Source organism: Massilia frigida, assembly GCF_011682175.1.
Taxonomy (GTDB): domain Bacteria; phylum Pseudomonadota; class Gammaproteobacteria; order Burkholderiales; family Burkholderiaceae_D; genus Telluria_A; species Telluria_A frigida.
Genome location: NZ_WHJG01000028.1, coordinates 1 through 18,159 on the forward strand (window position 1 = coordinate 1; position 18,159 = coordinate 18,159).

Annotated in this window: 16 protein-coding genes; 8 read left to right on the forward strand and 8 right to left on the reverse strand. The window is 65.5% G+C overall.

The window, feature by feature from the left end; genetic code table 11:
* Nucleotides 1–1,106, forward strand: a 1,106-nt coding sequence (locus F2P44_RS23005; protein WP_167089720.1) for an ISL3 family transposase, incomplete at its 5' end; no start/stop codon positions are given.
* A complete protein-coding gene (locus tag F2P44_RS23010; RefSeq protein ID WP_167089722.1) occupies nucleotides 1,072–1,311 on the forward strand; it encodes a hypothetical protein in 240 nt (79 codons plus the stop codon). The genes F2P44_RS23005 and F2P44_RS23010, both read left to right, overlap by 35 nt.
* Before the next feature lie 454 nt (nucleotides 1,312–1,765).
* Here F2P44_RS23010 and F2P44_RS23015 read toward each other — a convergent pair whose 3' ends face one another.
* The 3 genes from F2P44_RS23015 to F2P44_RS23025 all read right to left on the reverse strand — a co-directional run bounded on the left by F2P44_RS23015 (nucleotide 1,766) and on the right by F2P44_RS23025 (nucleotide 4,873).
* Nucleotides 1,766–2,275 (reverse strand): hypothetical protein, encoded by a 510-nt coding sequence (locus F2P44_RS23015; protein ID WP_167089723.1) that lies wholly within the window; start codon nucleotides 2,273–2,275, stop codon nucleotides 1,766–1,768.
* Between the two features lie 734 nt (nucleotides 2,276–3,009).
* Nucleotides 3,010–3,654 (reverse strand): 3,4-dihydroxy-2-butanone-4-phosphate synthase, encoded by a 645-nt coding sequence (gene ribB, locus F2P44_RS23020; protein WP_167089725.1) that lies wholly within the window; start codon nucleotides 3,652–3,654, stop codon nucleotides 3,010–3,012.
* A 31-nt stretch (nucleotides 3,655–3,685) separates the two neighbouring features.
* Nucleotides 3,686–4,873 (reverse strand): arabinose transporter, encoded by a 1,188-nt coding sequence (locus F2P44_RS23025; protein WP_167089727.1) that lies wholly within the window; start codon nucleotides 4,871–4,873, stop codon nucleotides 3,686–3,688.
* A gap of 92 nt (nucleotides 4,874–4,965) precedes the next feature.
* On the opposite strand from F2P44_RS23025, the gene F2P44_RS23030 reads away from it, so the two are divergent.
* Nucleotides 4,966–5,604 carry a TetR/AcrR family transcriptional regulator gene (locus F2P44_RS23030; protein WP_167089729.1) on the forward strand — a complete coding sequence of 213 codons (639 nt, stop codon included), beginning with the start codon at nucleotides 4,966–4,968 and terminating at the stop codon, nucleotides 5,602–5,604.
* On the opposite strand, the gene F2P44_RS23035 is transcribed toward F2P44_RS23030, so the two are convergent.
* Complete coding sequence (locus tag F2P44_RS23035; RefSeq protein WP_229423700.1) at nucleotides 5,586–6,743, reverse strand: hypothetical protein; 1,158 nt, start codon at nucleotides 6,741–6,743, stop codon at nucleotides 5,586–5,588. The genes F2P44_RS23030 and F2P44_RS23035 overlap by 19 nt on opposite strands.
* A gap of 203 nt (nucleotides 6,744–6,946) precedes the next feature.
* Nucleotides 6,947–7,513, reverse strand: a complete 567-nt coding sequence (locus F2P44_RS23040) for a hypothetical protein (protein ID WP_167089731.1) — start codon at nucleotides 7,511–7,513, stop codon at nucleotides 6,947–6,949.
* Nucleotides 7,514–7,777: 264 nt separating this feature from the next.
* On the opposite strand from F2P44_RS23040, the gene F2P44_RS23045 reads away from it, so the two are divergent.
* The 4 genes from F2P44_RS23045 to cphA are packed head-to-tail and all read left to right on the forward strand — an operon-like array spanning nucleotide 7,778 to nucleotide 13,758.
* A complete protein-coding gene (locus F2P44_RS23045) occupies nucleotides 7,778–9,256 on the forward strand; it encodes an iron-containing redox enzyme family protein (protein ID WP_167089733.1) in 1,479 nt (492 codons plus the stop codon).
* Nucleotides 9,257–9,278: 22 nt separating this feature from the next.
* Nucleotides 9,279–10,289, forward strand: a complete 1,011-nt coding sequence (locus F2P44_RS23050; RefSeq protein ID WP_187363401.1) for a methyltransferase — start codon at nucleotides 9,279–9,281, stop codon at nucleotides 10,287–10,289.
* Complete coding sequence (locus F2P44_RS23055) at nucleotides 10,286–11,143, forward strand: cyanophycinase (RefSeq protein WP_167089735.1); 858 nt, start codon at nucleotides 10,286–10,288, stop codon at nucleotides 11,141–11,143. Before F2P44_RS23050 ends, F2P44_RS23055 begins: the two co-directional genes overlap by 4 nt.
* A gap of 5 nt (nucleotides 11,144–11,148) precedes the next feature.
* Nucleotides 11,149–13,758 (forward strand): cyanophycin synthetase, encoded by a 2,610-nt coding sequence (gene cphA / locus F2P44_RS23060; protein WP_167089737.1) that lies wholly within the window; start codon nucleotides 11,149–11,151, stop codon nucleotides 13,756–13,758.
* Here the strand turns inward: cphA and F2P44_RS23065 are convergent.
* Complete coding sequence (locus F2P44_RS23065) at nucleotides 13,726–14,805, reverse strand: ABC transporter substrate-binding protein (RefSeq protein WP_167089739.1); 1,080 nt, start codon at nucleotides 14,803–14,805, stop codon at nucleotides 13,726–13,728. The two genes, cphA and F2P44_RS23065, sit on opposite strands and share 33 nt — an antisense overlap.
* Before the next feature lie 251 nt (nucleotides 14,806–15,056).
* Here F2P44_RS23065 and F2P44_RS23070 point away from each other — a divergent pair, with 251 nt between their 5' ends.
* Nucleotides 15,057–16,484, forward strand: coding sequence for an RtcB family protein (locus F2P44_RS23070; protein ID WP_167089741.1), 1,428 nt, complete (start codon nucleotides 15,057–15,059; stop codon nucleotides 16,482–16,484).
* A 93-nt stretch (nucleotides 16,485–16,577) separates the two neighbouring features.
* On the opposite strand, the gene F2P44_RS23075 is transcribed toward F2P44_RS23070, so the two are convergent.
* A complete protein-coding gene (locus tag F2P44_RS23075) occupies nucleotides 16,578–17,021 on the reverse strand; it encodes an Hsp20/alpha crystallin family protein (RefSeq protein WP_167089743.1) in 444 nt (147 codons plus the stop codon).
* Between the two features lie 407 nt (nucleotides 17,022–17,428).
* Nucleotides 17,429–18,151 carry an acetoacetyl-CoA reductase gene (gene phbB / locus F2P44_RS23080; protein ID WP_167089745.1) on the reverse strand — a complete coding sequence of 241 codons (723 nt, stop codon included), beginning with the start codon at nucleotides 18,149–18,151 and terminating at the stop codon, nucleotides 17,429–17,431.
* Between the last annotated feature and the right edge of the window lie 8 nt (nucleotides 18,152–18,159).

The window sequence follows — 18,159 nt, forward strand, 5'->3', positions numbered from 1 at the left end:
TGCGCTGCCGCTCCTGCGGAAAGACCTCGCGCATCGAGGTCCCATGGTCGCGCCCTGGCAGTCATTTCACTCTACTGTTCGAGGCTCTGGCCATGTCCTTGTGCCAAACAATGACCGTGGCCGAGACTGCCCGGCTGCTGCGTGTGACGGCGCATCGCCTGTGGCGCAGCGCCGGCCATTACGTCGCGGTGGCGCGCGGCAAGGATGACATGAGCGAGGTGAATCTCATCGGAATCGACGAGACCAGCCTTCGGCGCGGTCACCAGTACGTAACGGTCGTTCACGACTTCGATGCCAAGCGCCTGCTGTTCGCCACCGAAGGCCGCGACCACGAGACGGTGGGCGCTTTCAAGGCCGATCTGATCGCCCATGGAGGGCAGCCGCAGCGGATCGAGCACGTCTGCATCTGCATGGACATGGGCCAGGCCTACATCAAGGGCGTCACTGAGCAATTGCCGCAGGCCCAGATCAGCTTCGACCGCTTTCACGTGATCGCCTTGGCCAACGAAGCGATGGACAAGGTACGCAAGCTGGAAATGGCGGAGCAGCCGCGCGTTGTTCGCAGCGCCTTGGGCACCGAACGCAAGACCGTCCGTGCGTTGATGTGGGGCATGCGCCGCGACGCGCACAGCTGGACGGCGCTCCAGCGCGACACGATGTATCTCTTGCAGCGTTCCCGGCTCAAGACCGCAAGGGCGTGGCGCCTGAAAGAAGCATTGCGGGACACCTATCAGCACGCCGTGGCCGCCAACAGCGCGGAAGCGGCGCAGGCGGCGCTGGAGCGTTGGATATCGTGGGCCCGCCGAAGCCGACTCGAGCCGTTCAAGAAACTGGCGCTGACGCTGCGCGAGCGCCTGCCAGGCGTCGTGCGCGGCATGCTCGATGGCCGCAGCAACGCCTATGTCGAAGCGATGAACGGCATGCTTCAGCAAGCCAAGCGAGCAGCGCGCGGCTTCCGGACCGCCGCCAACTTCATCGCTATCGCCTATCTGCGCATGTCCAAACTCGCTCATTTACCCGTCAATCCCTTGCAGGCCGCCGTGAAGCGGTCGGTTTCAATTAGGCGATACCGTGGCGGTCGTCAAGTTTCACCGAAAACGTCATAGAGCCGAAATTGCCGCATCCTTGCTGGATTTTTTTATCGAAAATGATATTGGAAATAAAATTGCAAAGGTAAAGAATTCCCTGAGAGAGGCAATTGAAGCCGACCTTGATGATGAATCAGGCATCAACGAACTTGAGCGAATGTATGAACACCGACTAGCCGATCCATCCTCAACCGTAAGTGAGCCCAACCCGGGGAAGGCTTAAGAATGGACGCCCGCCATGGTGCCCTCCCAAAGCAGGTTCACCAAGCAGTTCGCCGAAGCCGCCGATGAGGCGCCCCAACCGGTCAAGTCAACGGCGCGCAAGCGGAACCGCCCGGATACGCCGGCCTGCATGTCCAAGTCGCCATCCTGGCGTGGCACCTGCCACGTCCGCACTCTACGCGATCCGTCGAGGCGTTCTGACGCCCGCAGTCCGTCCGGACTGCCCAAAATATGGTTGGGTGCCTATAAAACGGTTGGGAAGCGGCCCGGCCTGACATCAAGAACCTCGTCCGCCGACATCGCGACCGGCAGTTAGGCGGAATTTACCGGTAATTCGAGGTGCCCTCTTGTCGTGGCATCTTTCAACGGCGCTCTCATAGAAATCAATAGCTTATGCGGCCAACTATCGAACTCGGGCCACCAGCGAGACTTGCTGGCGGCATTCAGGCCGAATATCAGTTGATCGCCGATCGATTTTCCAGGCGTGGCGCACGTTGCAGGAGCGTCGCGTAGATTTCTTCAAATACCCCTGCGCCCACATTTAGCTCAGCGACTGTGGCGTTTCCTGCGGTGGTGTGGATGCGTAGCAGGCGGTTGGGTGCGCTTAGTTCAACCATCACCTGCGTAATTTGTGCATAACTGGCGGTCACGGTTTGCTTTCTGAACGCGGCAATCATCGGAATCGAGATTTCTGTCGGCGTCAATCTGATTTTTGGTACAGCTCGTATCTGCGTCAGGACCAGCTCCGCTAAAAAGATCAAGCCTAGCAGACCCGCAGCCACCGACAGCACCCACAATATGATATTGAGCATTTCCGGCGATAAGTTGGTGCGCCGCGTCGCTATGCCCGACGTATTCGTCATCGCCATATAGGCGCAGGTGCCTGCGATGGCGCCAGTGAAAAGAATTCCAATCAAATGATGTGCCAGCTTAGGCGCAACAACATATTCTTTCGTATCTTGCATGCTAGTGCCTTCTTGGATGAACTTGAAATAGGGCGGCGACCTGAGCCAGGCACTCGTTATGGCGCAAGGATTCCATGAAAAGCATACTCACTCAGCACGTGGGTTTCTTTGGTTCGGGCGGCGCCAAGTCATGCGCGGTGGTGCAGGTCGTGCAACTGCCATGAGCCATATCGTTATACACATCTTTTTCCCCTCAGCGGTACTTGAGTCCGGAGCGGCACTGTGCATGGAGTTTTGCTCGAAAATTAAGCAAAAACGTGGCTACTGGCCATCAGACTCGCCACTTCTGCGTTGGCGCGTGCCGGGGACGACCCATGCAAGACCACTGCAAGTCACTGATTTCATTCATGAAAAAAAATGTGTATAACGATATGGCCATGAGCCGTCGATAATCGCTACCAGACGCGCAGTCCCGATCTCGATCTCGGCAGTCCACCCCGGGCCGGTTTTTATCGATTGTACTCGACTGCGTTTGCTCCTCGCCGGCGGCTTTCAGTGCGCCGGCCATCAGGCGCGCATGCGTCAGCGCGCGCTCGTCGATCGGGTACGTGAACAACGCTCATCAGGTCCACCCGGACGATGCGCGCCAGGTGCGCTTCGCACACTTCACGATAGAAACCGGCGCGCGCTCCGTCATCAGAAAGCGTGCGCGCCCGCCTTCCTGGCCGTCGAGTTTGCCCGCCCTTGGCGCCCTTCAAGAATATGGGCACCAGACAGTTCGGATGAGCCAGTTCCTACGCCTCACCGCTACGCCACGCCACGATATCGGCCACCGACAGCACCGGCAAATCCCGGTCCGCCGCAAACCGTTCGATCTGCGCCCCGCGCATCATGCTCCCGTCGGCGTTCATCAGTTCGCACAGCACGGCGGCCGGGCGCAAGCCCGCCAACACCGCCAGGTCGACCGATCCCTCGGTATGGCCGCGCCGCGCCAGCACGCCACCGGCCTTCGCCGCCAGCGGAAACACATGGCCCGGGCTGACCACGTCCCCCGGCTGCGCATCCAGCGCAATCGCCGCGCGGATGGTGGCCACCCGGTCCGCCGCCGACACCCCCGTCGTCACCCCTTCCCTCGCCTCGATCGACACGGTGAACGCGGTCCCATGCCGGCTGCCGTTGCGCGCGCTCATGGGAACCAGCGCCAGTGCGCCCACCGTTTCCGGCGGCAGGCACAGACACACGATACCGCTGCATTCGCGGATCATCAGCGCCATCGTTTCCACCGTCAGCCGCTCGGCTGCCACGATCAGGTCGGCCTCGTTTTCGCGATCGTGATCGTCCATCAGGATCACCGGCACGCCAGTACGCATGGCCTCAAGCGCGGCATGGATGCGGTTGGCCAGGGCGCTGGCAGGAAAGGTAGCAGTATGGTCCAACATAAAATATGACTCCGTTAAAGTAAAAAGATAATCAGGCAGGACGCGTGGTCAGCAGGCGCAGCGCCACGCAGGCCGATGACGCCACCGCCAGCGCGCCCGCCAGGTACACGCTGCCGACATCCCAGCGCATGGCCACCAGCCCCGCCAGCGGCCCGCTGACGGCCAGCGAGATATCGAGGAAGGCAACGTATGCCCCCATGGCGGAGGCGCGGCTGTCGGGCGGGGCGCGGCGCACCGCTTCCACGCCAAAGCCGGGAAACGCGAGCGAATAGCCAAACCCGGTGATGGCGGCGCCAACGCAGGCCAGCAAGGCCGTCGGCGCACTCCACATCAGCAGCTGGCCGGCCGCTTCGATCAGCACGCACACCAGCGCCACCCTGGCGCCGCCAAGCTGATCGGGCAGGTGTCCGAACAGCAGCCGCGCACCGATAAAGGCGGCGCCGAAGGAGGTGAACGCCAGCGCGGCATCGCCCCAGCCCTTGGCCGAGAACAGCAGCGCCACGAACGCCGTGATCGCGCAAAAGCCCATGCTCGACAGCGCCAGTCCCAGGCCGGGCAGCCACACCGCGCGCAGCACTTTATAGAACGGCACCCGCACCCTGTGCGACGGCGCCAGCGCCGGCACACGCGCCATAATGGCCAGCGCCAGCAAGGGAATGATCACACTGGCCAGCGCAATGCCGCCAAAGCCAAAACGGCCGTACACGAACACGCCCAGCGGCGCGCCGGCGGCATACGCGCCATATATGGCGATGCCGACCCAGGCCATGACCTTGCCCGCATTCTGCGGCCCGGCCAGGCCCACGCCCCAGCCCAGCGCCCCGGTCACCACCAGGCTTTCGGCACAGCCGAGCAGCAGCCGCGCGCCAATCAGGATCGCCACCGCGCCGTAGCCTGCCGGCGCGCCCAGCGACGCGAGATACGCCAGGCCCGAACAGGCGCCCAGGCCCAGGCCGATCACCACGGCGCGCTTGGCGCCGCGCGTGTCGACCATGCTGCCGGCCCAGGCGCGCGTCAGCAGCGCGGCGACAAACTGGCTGGCGATGACGGTCCCGATCACCAGCGGGCTCATCGACAAAGCCGACTGCAAATGCAGCGGCAACACCGGCAGCGCCAGCCCCAGGGTCAGGAAGCCGACGAACACCGTCAGCGTAATCGGTAATAATTCAAGAAACAGGCTGCGCGGCGCGCTGGCCGCCGCATTCGAAGGGGATTGCATGGAGATGCCTCACATAAAAACGAGTAAATGCTCGCGATATGAGAGAATACGAGCAATTACTCATATTGAAAACTCGCATTCCAAGGAGCACCATGCGCCCTCTTCCCACGCCCCGCAAAGCGCCGCGCCAGGCGCGTTCCCAGCACATGGTCGAGCAGATTTTGCAGGCCACGGCTCGCATTCTCGAAGAACGCGGCTACGCCGGCATGAACACCAACGCGGTGGCCGGGCGCGCCGGGGTGAGCGTGGGATCGCTCTACCAGTATTTCCCGAACAAGGATTCGCTGATCACGGCGCTGCACGAGCGCCATGGTGCCCAGATGTACGCCGCCATCGACGCGATCCTCGACGGTGAAGCGCCGCGCACCCTGCGCGGGCACCTGGCGGCCATGGTCCACGCGTGGCTGGTGGCGCACCAGGTCGAACCGGAACTGCACAAGGTGCTGGAAAAGGAGTTTCCCTTCTTCGATGCACCGACCCAGGACAGTCCAGCGGACAATAATTCCTTCCAGCGCATCCTGGGCCTGCTGGAACGGCACAAGGACGAGATCGGCCAGCCCGACCCCGACCTGGCCACCTGGATGTTGCTGCGCATGATGGAGTCGCTGGTGCACGCCGCCGTGATGGATGCGCCGGCGCGCTTTGCCGGCGCCGACATCGAACGCAGCATCGTCGACGCGCTGGAAGGCTTCCTGCGCGCCGGCGCCGCCCGTCAAGGCGCGCTGGCGTAGCCGCTGTCGGCCAGGAAGCGCTTGACATCCTTGATGTTGAGAATATCGACAATCGCCTGGCGCTTGTCCTTGGCCTGCTGGTAATAAGCTTCGGTAATCCGGAAGCCCATGAAGTAACCCAGGTCGGCCGGGCGTTCGCCATCCGGTGCGCCGCTGTACAGCCAGCGCTTGACATCGACGCCATCCATTGCCGCCAGGAATTCTTTTTTCAGCTGCGCTTCGTGGGCGTAGCCGTAGCGATAAAGATGGGCATTGAAATTGCCTTTCGCCACCAGCGAGGCGAGGAAATCGCAGGAACCTTCTTTGATGGCATGACCAGGCAGGGTTTGCGGATCGAGCTGCTGCTGGAAGTGCATCAGTTCATGCGTGACGATCGAGGGCAGCATGTCGATGTCGGCCGTGCCCGTTTTCAGCCAAGCGTCGAGTTCGCCGACCGGCACATCCGGGCCGCGCCCGTACATCTCGGTCCCGATCAGCAGGCCGTCGGGCGAGGCGGTGCCGCCGGAGCGCAGGCCGCCGATCACAAAGTAAATGTCGGGAAACACCGCCGCCGCGTACAGCGCCTGGAAGCGGCGCAGGCCGGCGCGGATTTCCGGCTCGAACGCGGCGGCGCGCGAGGTGGTGGCGCGGATGGCGCGGTCATATGCGGGATGCTTGCCGATGCGGCGCACCAGTTGCTCGCCGCTGCCGATGCGCCTGTGCACAAAGCCATGCAGGCCGACAGTGCCGCTGTCGAGATACTCGCGCTCCATCAGCGCGGCCGGGTCGGCGGCCATGCCAAGCCGATCGTCGACGGACCAGAAACGCGCAATATCACTGGTGATGTAGCGGAACGTGTCGGGACTGGCATGGGCGGCGCGGTAAGCGAGGTCATTGGCGCGGGCGGCGGCCACCACGCGCGCCCGGCGCGGATCGGCGCACAGGGGCGCAACATCGGCATCTTCTTCCAGCACGTCGAGCATGCGCAAGCGGCGCTGCGCAACGCCCTGCTCAAGGATGGCGAACGCCTGCTCCGTGCGCCCGAGCCGGGCGGCGCTGGCTGCATACGCATAGTCCATCATCATGCTGGCGTAGCCGCTGTCGGCCGCCTTGCGATAGGCGTCCAGCGCTGCCTGATGGTCCTGCTTGTCGCGCGCCACATCGCCCGCGTTGGATCAGGCGCGTCCGGACGTTTGCGCCCGCGCCGGGCCGGCCAGCGCCGCCCCCAGCAAGATGGCAAGCAATACTGCGGTTTTTTTCATGAATCGACCTGGGCGTTATTGATGAGAACGCCATTATCGCAACGCGGGCGTCGTGCCGGAATCACCAAGCGACAGAGTGCCGAATCAGGGGAACAAACCGTTCAGGACTTGCCCGCGCCCGCCGCGCGGCCGCTATCGTTGAGCCGGATCGTGGTCGCCAGTCCACGGCTCAGGTCCGCCAGGGTGTCGGCATCGTCGAGGTTGAAATGGATATCCAGGTCGTCATGGCTCATCACCCAGATGGTCCCGAAAAAAGCGCCGAACTGGCCGATCAGGGGCGCCACCAGCGCTTCGTTAACGGGAACGCCGGTTTGCGCCATCCACGCAAAATACCGGTGCGGCTTGAGCAGCAACTGGGTTTTGCGGTACGAAAAGCACAGCCCGCATGGGCTGTCGGAGCGGGGAAAGCGCCGGCCTTCAAACGGCCCCAGCACGCCCACGGTGGCGGCCCAGGTCAGCTCGTCCAGGTCGTCATTGTCGAAAATGCTGATGCCGGCCGACTGTGCCGAGCAGCGCAGCAGCGCCTCCTCGCAACGCGCGCGCAGGATGTCGCGCAGGCTTGCGCCATCCTGCGGCACTGCACGCGGCTCAGCGCGCGTTGCCATCCGCGCCACCCCACGCGGGCGGCGCTCAAGTTGCTCGGTAACAATAATCTCGGAGAGTGTCATGCCATTCCCGGTAGGTGGCCGCAAGTGACCTGAATACCAAGCATACGCCCATTTTCCCATCTTGACGAATCGCAAACATAACCATTTTTCCAAGTGTTTCACATACCATTGGTGTAAGGCAAAGCGGCCACTGCCGCAAGGTGCGCCATGAGCGGAACAGCCGCGTAATCGTTGTCTTACACAAGCACAGCTCGGCCACCGATACGAGGCGCGTGGGGCGGCAGCGATAATGAGGCCTCTCTCAAAAGCACCTTACCCGCGCCCATGTCCACGATACAAAACACTGCGTTCGCCGCGCCACCCGTCATCGCCGCGCGCCCCTGCGCGCCGGCCACGACCAGTTGCCGCGCGCTGTACGATACCCTCTCGCAGGCCGAGGTGCCTGCCAGCGCCAGCGCCGACGCCCAGGCCTACCTGGTCGGCCAGCTGGCCCGCGCCGCCGCGCAGCCTTGCGACCTGCCCGACTCGCCGGCCGGGCTGGACGCCTGGATCGCGCCGCGCAACGCCGCCATCGGCGCGCAGTACCAGCAATACCTGGCCGGCCGCCGCGATGGGGCCGCGCGCCGTTTCTTCACCAGCAAGGCGCACGCGCTGTACTTCCTGCGCTGCGTGGCGCCGACCAAACTGGTGGACGGCGCCTGGCTGTATGGCGCCCTGCTACGCTGGCAGGAAATCGACTTCCGTCCGCTGGTCAAGACCTACGTCGAAGAACTGGGCGACGGCCTGCCCGACAAGAACCACGTGGTGCTGTACCAGCGCCTGCTCGACAACCACGGCTGCGCCGAATGGGGCGACCTCGATGGCGCCCACTTCACCCAGGGCGCGCTGCAACTGGCGCTGGCGCACGCGGGCGAGAGCTTCCTGCCCGAGATGATCGGCTATAACCTCGGCTACGAACAACTGCCCCTGCACCTGCTCATCACCGCCTACGAATTGAACGAGCTGGGAATCGATCCGTATTACTTCACCCTGCACATCACGGTCGACAACGGCTCGACCGGACACGCGCGCGACGCGGTCGACGCGCTGCAACGGCTCATGGCGCGCGCCGCCGAGCCGGCCGCGTTCTATCGCCGCGTGCGCGAAGGCTACAAGCTCAATGAGCTGGGCGAAAACACCAACTCGGTGATCGCCTCCTTCGACCTCGAAGAAGAACTGGTGCGCATCCTCGCGGCCAAGGCCGTGACCGGACAGAATATGCACAGCGACTACTGCCGCGTGGCCGGCAAGACCATCAACGCCTGGCTGGCCGACCCGGAACAGATTGCCGGCCTGCTGCGCGCCTTCGAAAGCACCGGTTGGATAAAACGCGGCGCCGCGCCCGGGGAAAGCCGCTTCTGGGGCCTGCTGCAAGGCGACCATGCCGAGATGTTCGGGGTCTTTTCAAGCTACGAGCAGCAGGTGCTGGCCGACTGGATCGCCTTCCCCGCGCACGCCGCCGACGGCGCCAGCGCCGCGCCGCGCGTAGCCTCGTTCCGCGCGCGCCAGCGCGCACTGGCGCCGGCCCGCAGTGCGCCGCCGAAAGCCCATGGCGCGCGCGCCCTGATCCGCTATCCGTACGCCGGCCAGGCCGGCGAGCACGAGGCCGAAAACGACCAGCTGCGCCGTCTCGAACAAGCCGTCGCATTGGCGCCATCGACCAGCGCCGCCATGAAACTGCTGGTGGCGCACATGGCGCCGTCCAGACACCACACCGCCACCGGCCTGATGGCAACGCGCATGTTCGTGCGCCTGCTCGGCTGACCAACACACCCACAGGAACCGCATGAGCGCCTCCATTATCTCCATCGACGGCCACCGGCTCGACCAGGCGCCGCCGATCGCCATCGCCAGCGAGCGGCGCAGGGCCGCGCTGCACGCGCTGGGCTGCGGCCTGAAGCAGCACGGCTACGCCTTCACCACCGTCACCCCGCTCACGCACAGCCGCGTCAACGCGCGTCTTGCCAACGGCTGGGCGCATGACCTGTCCGGCATTTTCGGCTGGAGCCGCGCCTTCAAGCCGGCCGTGGTCAACGCCACCCTGATGGACCTGATGCACGAAGCCGACGTGCTCAACCACGACAACGGCATGCTGCGCAGCGTGCTGCGCGCCTCCACCCTCGACGGCCAGCTGTACCTGCATTCGGCCTACCCGACCAATGCCGCCGACGCCGTGTTCTTCGGCCCCGACACCTACCGCTTCGTGCGCGCCATGCGTGCCTCGCTGGCGGCGCGCAGCGCCCCGGTCAAGCGCGCGGCGGACATCGGCTGCGGCGCGGGACCCGGCGCCATCACGATCGCCCTGGCCCATCCGGGCGCCAGCGTATTCGCAGCCGACATCAACCCGGCCGCGCTGGTGCTCACCGACATCAATGCGCGCATCGCCGGCGTCGACAACCTCACCCCCGTCGAGAGCAACCTGCTGGCCAGCGTCGACGGCCAGTTCGACCTGATCGTCGCCAACCCGCCCTACCTGATCGACCGCGAACAGCGCGCCTACCGCCACGGCGGCGGCGACCTGGGCGCCGGGCTGTCGGTGGCCATCGTCGACGAGGCCATAAAGCGCCTCGCGCCCGGCGGCACGCTGATGCTGTACACCGGCGCGGCCATCGTGGCCAATGCCGATCCCTTCCGCCAGGCGGCCGAACCGCGCCTGCGCGCCGCCGGTTTTCACTGGACCTACGACGAAATCGACCCCGACGTGTTTGGCGAAGAACTCGACGAAGCGCCGTACGCGTACGCCGACCGGATCGCGGCGGTGTGGCTGTGCGCCACCCGTCCCGACGGCGGCGCATGAGCGGGCCGGCCCAAGCCGGCACGCGTCGCGCCAGCCTGCTGATCATCGGCGGCGGCGAAGACCGCGAACACGACATGCAGATCCTGGAGCGCTTCGTCGCCCTGTGCGGCGGGCCGGACAAGCGCATCGTGGTGCTGACGGCGGCGAGCCGCGTGCCCGCCAAAATGTGGACCATCTACGACGCCGCGTTCGGCGGCATGAACGTCGGCAGCCGCAAGCCGGTGCACGTCGCCAGCCGCCTTGAGGCCAACGACGCCGCCATGGCCGCCGAGGTGGCCATGGCGGACGGCATCTTCCTGACCGGCGGCGACCAGAAACGCTTGCTGGCCCAGGCCGGCGGAACCCGGCTGGACGAAGCGCTGCACGCGGCCCTTGCGCGCGGCGCCTGCATCGCCGGCACCAGCGCAGGGGCGTCTGCCATGTCGGCCCACATGCTGGCCGACGGCAAAGCCGACCTGCATCCGGAAAAAGGCGCGGTCAGCCTGGGCGCCGGCCTCGGCTTCTTGCCGCGCGTGGTGATCGACCAGCACTTCTCGCAGCGCCACCGGCTGGCGCGCCTGCTGACCGTGGTCGCGCAAAACCCGTATCTGCTCGGCGTGGGCATCGATGAAGACACGGCGCTGCTGATCGAGGCCGGCGGCAGCATCGAGATCCTGGGCGCCGGCGCCGTCACCGTCGTCGATGGCCGCCACATGGTCTCGAACGTGGCCGACATCCGCAACCGCGCGGTGCCCGAAATGGTGGATGTGCGCCTCCACCTGCTGCCATCCGGTTCCCGCTACGGCGCGGCGGGCGACAGCGCCACACCAGCCGCCTTCAGCGACTTTTTGAACATCGTTACCAACATCGCGTAAACAACATGAACATCATCGAACAGCGCATCCTGCGCGGCCCCAATCGCTGGTCCCGGCTGGCCTGCCTGCAAACCATCGTCGATGCCGGCGAACTGGCGGGCATCGTCCCCACTGACATTCCCCATCTTGCCGATGCACTGCATGCACAATTGCCCGGCATGGCCACCCGGCGCGGCTACGCAAGCCTGGCGCACGCGGTCGAACAGGTGGCGCTGGAACTGCAAAACATGGCCGGTACGCCGGTCAGCCTTGGCTTGACCAGCAAAGTCGATGCGACCCAGTGGCGCATCGTAGTCGCTTACCAGCGCGAGCAGGTCGCCGTCGAGGCGATGGCCCTGGCGCTCGACATGGTGCGGGCAATGGCGCGCGGCGAAGCGCACGACTGGAGCGAACGCCTGGCAGCGCTGCGGGAAGTGGCCGAACGCGGCGCCATCGGCACCAGCACGGCCGCCGTGGTCAACGCGGCGCTCGCGCGCGGCATTCCGGCACTACGCCTGACCGACGAAGCCAATCTGTTCCAGCTTGGCTGGGGCAGCCGCCAGAAGCGCCTCCAGGCCACCGTCACGGGCGACACCTCCACCATCGCGGTCGGCATCGCCAGCGACAAGCAGCTGACCAAGTCCCTGCTCGACCAGGGCGGTATTCCGGTGCCCAAGGGTGGCGTGGCCACCACGGCCGATGACGCGCTGGCGCTGGCAACGCGCCTGCGCTTTCCCGTCACCGTCAAACCGCTCGACGCCAACCAGGGCAAGGGCGTCACCACCGAATGCGCCGATGCCGCCACGGTGCGCACCGCCTTCGATTTCGCGCGCCAGTACGGCCGCCGCGTCATCGTCGAACGCTTCATCGAAGGGCGCGACTACCGGCTGCTGGTCACCGGCGGCAAGCTCGCCGCCGCCTCGCTGCGCCGCCCTCCTTCGGTCACCGGCGACGGCGCCTCGACCGTGCGCGAACTGGTCGATCTTGAAAACCGCAATCCGGCGCGCGGCGAGGGCCATGCCAACATCCTCACCCGCCTGCGCCTCGACGAACTGGCGCTGGCACTGCTGGCGAAACAGGGCTTCACAGCCGATTCGGTGGTGCCGGCCGGCGCCGAGGTGCGATTGCGCGGCAACGCCAACCTGTCCACCGGCGGCACCGCCGAAGACGTCACCGGCAAGGTGCACCCATCCACCCGCGAGATGTGCATCCGCGCCGCCCAACTCATCGGACTGGACGTGGCGGGCATCGACGTGATCTGCGCTGACATTTCGCTGTGCCTGCGCGAGCAGCGCGGCGCCGTGATCGAAGTGAACGCCGCTCCCGGCATCCGCATGCACGAATACCCGAGCCACGGCCAGGCGCGCAACGCCGGCGACGCGATCGTGGAGGCGATGTTCGGCGACAGTGACGGCCGCATTCCCGTCATCGCCGTCACCGGCACCAACGGCAAGACCACGACCTCGCTGATGATCGCGCACGCCGCGCGGCTGGCCGGCCTGCGCACCGGGGTGACCACCACCGAGGGCGTCTTCATCGACGGCCACCGGATCATCGACGGCGACTGCGCCGGCTACCATTCGGCGCGCACCCTGCTCGCCACCCCGGGCGTCGATATCGCCGTGCTGGAAACGGCACGCGGCGGCATCTTGAAGCGCGGCCTGGCCTTCGACCGCTGCGCGGTGGCGGTGGTGCTCAACGTCTCGGCCGACCATCTGGGGCTCGACGGCGTCGAGACGGTGGCCGAACTGGCGGCAATCAAGGCGGTGGTGGCCAATAGCGCCGCGCGTGCAGTGGTGCTCAATGCCGACGACCACCTGTGCGTGGCGATGAGCGCCCAGGTATCGGCCGATGTGGAACGCATCTTCTTTTCCATGGACCCGGACAACCCGGTCCTGCTGCGCCACCTCGGCAACGGCGGACGCGCCGCGTACTTCCAGGACAATGCGCTGATCCTGGAAGACGGCTCGCGCAGGCTGGAACTGCTGCGCGCCGAGCGCATGCCGGCCAGCCTGCACGGCCACGCGCGCTACAACGTCGCCAATGCGCTGGCGGCGGCCGCCGCCCTGATGGGGGCCGGCTTCACCCCTGCGCAGACCGTCGCGGCGCTGTCCACCTTCGTGTCCGACCGCGACAGCAATCCGCTGCGCTCGAACGTCTACAGCGCGCGCGGCGTGACCATCGTGGTCGATTACGCACACAACCCGGCGGCCTACGCGGCCATGGCGTCGATGGCGCAGTCGCTCTCTAGCGGACGCCGCATCGCCGTACTCACCTGCCCCGGCGACCGGCGCGACGCCGACCTGCTCGACATCGGCCACACCTGCGCCGAAGGATTCGACGAACTGTTCGTGTACGAAGCCGATCCGCGCGGACGCGCCAGCGGCGAGACGGCGCGCACCATTCTCGATGGCGCGCGCCGCGCCGGGAAACAAGAACACCTGCTGCACGCCATCGTGCCGGTCAGCGATGCCTTCACGGCGGCGATGGAGCGCTGCCAGCCGGGCGACGTGCTGGTATTCGCCTGCGGATCAAGCGCCAGCGCGCTGCGCGAAACGGCGCGCTACGTCGATTCGCCTGCGGCTGCGCCTGCTCCCGCGCCATCAGTACATCAGGCGACCGTCCCGCTTGAATAAGGCGATGTCGACGAATTCGGACATGGTGCTCTTGCGGTCGGACGACTGGAGCGTCATGCCGCCGATGTCGAACGGGGTATGGCTGGCAGCCATCGTCTGCAGGCCGCCGCGCCCGGCCGCCTCCATCTGGATCACCTTCACCAGCGTCTTGGCGACGGCGAAGCCTTCGAGCGTGATGGCCGATACCGGCTCGTCGCGGAATTTTTTCATCATGTCGATGTGCTCGGACTGAAGCCTCGATGCGGTACTGCCCGGATTGGGCACCACCTGCGAAAACACGGTCCACTCGGTGGCGCGGGCACCGGCGATTTCGCTCAGCGTGGCCAGGTTGATCAGCGAGGTACCGGCGACAAAGGTGCTCGCATCATGCTTGCGGAAAGCCTTGAGGAACTGCGAGGCACCGATGGTATCGGCGATCATCAGTACCACCTTCGCACCCGAGGCACTCAACTGCCTGGCGTCGGCCTCGATATTGGCCGACACGCGCACGGTGCCGGCCAGGGTCATGCCGCGCTTGCGCACTTCCTCGGCCACCATCTGGTAGGTTTTCTGGTTTTGCGGCGTGTCCTGGAGGACGATGCCGATTTTTTTAAGTCCCAGCTTGTCGAAGTAACCGAGGATGAACTGGCACTCGCGCTCCATGCTCGGACGCCAGAAGATCACGCGCCCGCGCGGCGCGGCGAAAGCGTCGGTCAGCGGTGCAAACAGCACGTGGCGCGAGTCGGCAAAGGCCGGCGCGGCCAGGATCGCCTGGGTCGATTCGGGTCCGATGGCGCCGAGCAGGTAGTGGGCGCGGTCCTGCTGGATCAGGGTAGCGGCCAGCCTGGCCGATTCGGCCGCCACGCCGCGGTCGTCGCGCACGGTGTAGACGATCTTCCTGCCGTTGATGCCGCCCTTGACGTTGATGCTGTCGAAATAGGTGGTGATGCCGGCCACGTAATCGCGGCCGATACTGCCATTCGGACCGGACAAATCGATGGCGTGGCCGATCACGATCTGCCCGGCGGCGCCGGCGTTTGTCGCCAGCAGGGTTAAACAGACGCTCATTGCCAGCCACAGGGCACGGATACAGGACTTCACGGTCGACTCTCGGGGGTGAAAACCGCGATGGTACGCAACAGGTATGACAGGGCGATGACTTGCTGCAACTATGATTTCGTTTTCACCTCGATCATATCGAAATGACCATGGTTGCCGGCATCCTGCTATAATTTCCCCTCTTCGTTGTATTGGCTGCTGCCTCTGAAGAAACCACCTTTTCGAAGGTGCGTTTTTCTTCGTCCCTTGAAAGCAGCCAAATGAGCACTACAGTATCGGCCAAACGCCTGGCCAAAGCCCTTGCCTCCCACCATATCTTCGCCGAACGCGAAGGCAATATCCTGCGCGTGCAGTCGACCTTGCGCTCCGACGTGCGCGCCGAAATCCTGCTGCCCGACAGCCTGCCGCTCGAAGCGAAGGCGGTCAGCCAGCTGCTGGCGTTCGCCGGCATGCGCCATCCGCATGGCGGGCATGTCTGCCGCGCCTGCGCCACGCCCGACTTCCACCCCGGCGCGCCGGTCCCGGTCGGCAGCATCCTCGTCACCAACCATGACTTCGTGGTGCCCGAATCGATCGGGCGCGACATCAACTGCGGCATGCGCCTGCACGTGCTCGACGTGCCGCTCGAACGCTTTTTGGCGCACAAGGAGCGCCTGGTGGCGCTGCTCAGGGGCGACCTGCTGGAAGCGGCGCGCAACGTGCCGACCACGCCGGCGGCCATGACGGCGCTGTTTTCCGACGGCCTGGGTGCCTTCTGGCGCGCCATGCGCAACACGCGCGAAGGCCTGTTCGCGCACATCGACTTCGCCCAGGTCGAAGCGGAGACGGGGCGCCTGTTCGCGGCCTCGCACATCGCCGGCAACGCGCACTATGCGCCGGAAGCACTGCAGGATACGCGCCGCGGCCTGCTGCGCGACCCCGGCCTGGCCACGCTCGGCGCCGGCAATCACTTCTGCGAGTTTCAATATGTGTCGCAGGTGCTGGACCGCCACCGCGCCTTTGAACTGGGCGTGCGCCCGGGCCAACTTGCGCTGATGGTGCACAGTGGCTCGCGCGACGTCGGGTCGTACATTGGCACGCGCTGGATGGACCGCGCCAAGGCCGAGTGGCCCTCCGGCGTGAAGCATCCGGAGTCCGGCCTGTATGGCCTGTGCGGGCCGCTGGCCGCCGAATACCTGACGGCGATGCACGCCGCCGCCCACTACGCCGATGCCAACCGGGCGCTGATCGTGGAACTGGTGCGCCAGCGCATCCGCCAGGTGTTCGGCGACCAGTCGATGCCGCTGGTGTGCGACGTGCCGCACAATATTGTGCTCAGCGAAGCGGGCGGCAATGTGCACCGCAAGGGCGCCACGCCGGCGCATGCGGGGCAGCCGCTGCTCATTCCCGGCTCGATGGGCGACGATTCGTATCTGCTCGACGGACTCGGTCATGAACGCTGGGCCAGTTCGGCCAGCCATGGCGCCGGCCGCGCGGTGTCGCGCATGGAGATGGCGTGGAAGTCGAAACATGACGCGGGCACGGGCAGTGCGCGCCAGTTCGAGTGCATCACGCTGCGCGAGGAACGCCGCATCGAAGAGGCGCCGGGCGCCTACAAGCCGATCGGGCCGGTGATCGAATCGCAGGTGGAAGAAGGACTGGTACGCCCGATCGCCAAGCTGTCCCCGTTGCTGACCTTCAAGGCGTGAACGTGGCGCTGAACGATGCGCCGCCGCGTTCAAACCGTGGCGTCGCGGCGCGAGCGGCGCAGGACCGGCGAGCCAGCTGCCCGCCGGCCGTTTTTACTGGACGGTCAATTGCTTGCCGCCGCTGCCCGGCCTCTTGGGCAGGCTCAGTTCGAACACGCCGTCGCGGCAGGTGGCGCTTGCTTTCTCTTCGTCCACCTGCTGGGGCAGCGTGAAGCTGCGGTATTGCTGCCCCTGGAAACGCTCGCGCCACACGCTGCTGCCTTCCGTGTGCTCGTGCTCCTGGCTGACATCGGCGCTGATGGTGACTTCATTGCCATCGATGCACACCTTGACGTCTTCCTTTTTGACACCGGGCATGTCGGCCCGCACCACGAAAGCCTGGTCGGTCTCGGTCACATCCATGCGGATGCGCTCGCTGTCAAACGCGCGCAGGGGACGCATCAGGTCGAAGGTGTTGAAAAGGCTGTCGAAACTGCGGAACGGGTCCATCCGACTGCTTGGACCCACGGGGTCGAAACGGGTGAGATGACTGGCCATCGCGTTCTCCTTCAGTTGGGTTGTTCGGATTGCGACCCGGCGACCGCGCTTCTGCTGCCGCCACGCCGCGTCAGGTATCCGATCATAAGCGCGCTATCGTCGCGCTATCTGAGCCAGCTCAAACGCGTGCCACTTCGTCGTGCTGCGCTTTTACGCCCGCGCAATACGGCAATCGGACAGGCCATGGCTGCGAACGCACCATCACCGCGCGTGGCTGGCCGTTCCACGACATGCGCATGCATGCCGCCATGCCACCGTGCGCTAGGGTGTGTCTGACTGATCGGCGCGGAGAGGATCTATTTCGATAACGTTGTAGCGTCATTCCCGCGCAGGCGGGAAGTCGGGTCTGGCAATGCCAGAGACGACGGGAAAATTGCGGCTTTCTCTTCGATTCAGTCAGACACACCCTAGCCCATGAATTGCCCGCCATTGACGTCGAAAGTGGCGCCGGTGATGAATCCGGCGTCGTCGGACGCGAGAAACGCCGCCATGCGGCCAATATCGGCCGGGGCGCCGATCTTGCCAACAGGAATGCCGGCGACAATGGCGTGCAGCGTGTCGGGCGCGAGCGCGGCGACCATGCCGGTATCGCAGTAACCGGGGGCGATGGCATTGACCGTGACATTTCTTGACGCATTTTCCAGCGCCAGCGCCCTGGTAAAGCCGAGCACGCCCGCCTTGCTGGCGGCGTAGTTGGTCTGGCCCGCCTGACCCTTGCGTCCGTTGACCGAGCTGATGTTGATAATGCGGCCGAAACGGCGCTCGCGCATGCCGCCGACCACCTGGCGCGTCATGTTGAACATCGAACCCAGATTGGTGTGGACCACGTTCCACCATTGTTCGGAGGTCATTTTGTGCAGCATGGCGTCGGCCGTCACGCCGGCGTTATTGACCAGAATATCGACCGGCCCAAGCTCGTACGCCACTTTCAGCACGCCCAGCCGGCAGGCGTGAAAATCGCCGACGTTCCACTGGTAGGCGGGGATCGCGGTCTCGTCGGTGAAGCGCTGCGCCGCGTCGGCGTCGCGCAGGCAAACCACCGCAAGGCGGTGGCCGGCGTCGCGCAGGGCCAGCGCGATGGCCCGGCCCAGCCCGCGCGTGCCTCCGGTGACCAGGGCGAGTCGTTGCATGGCATGGC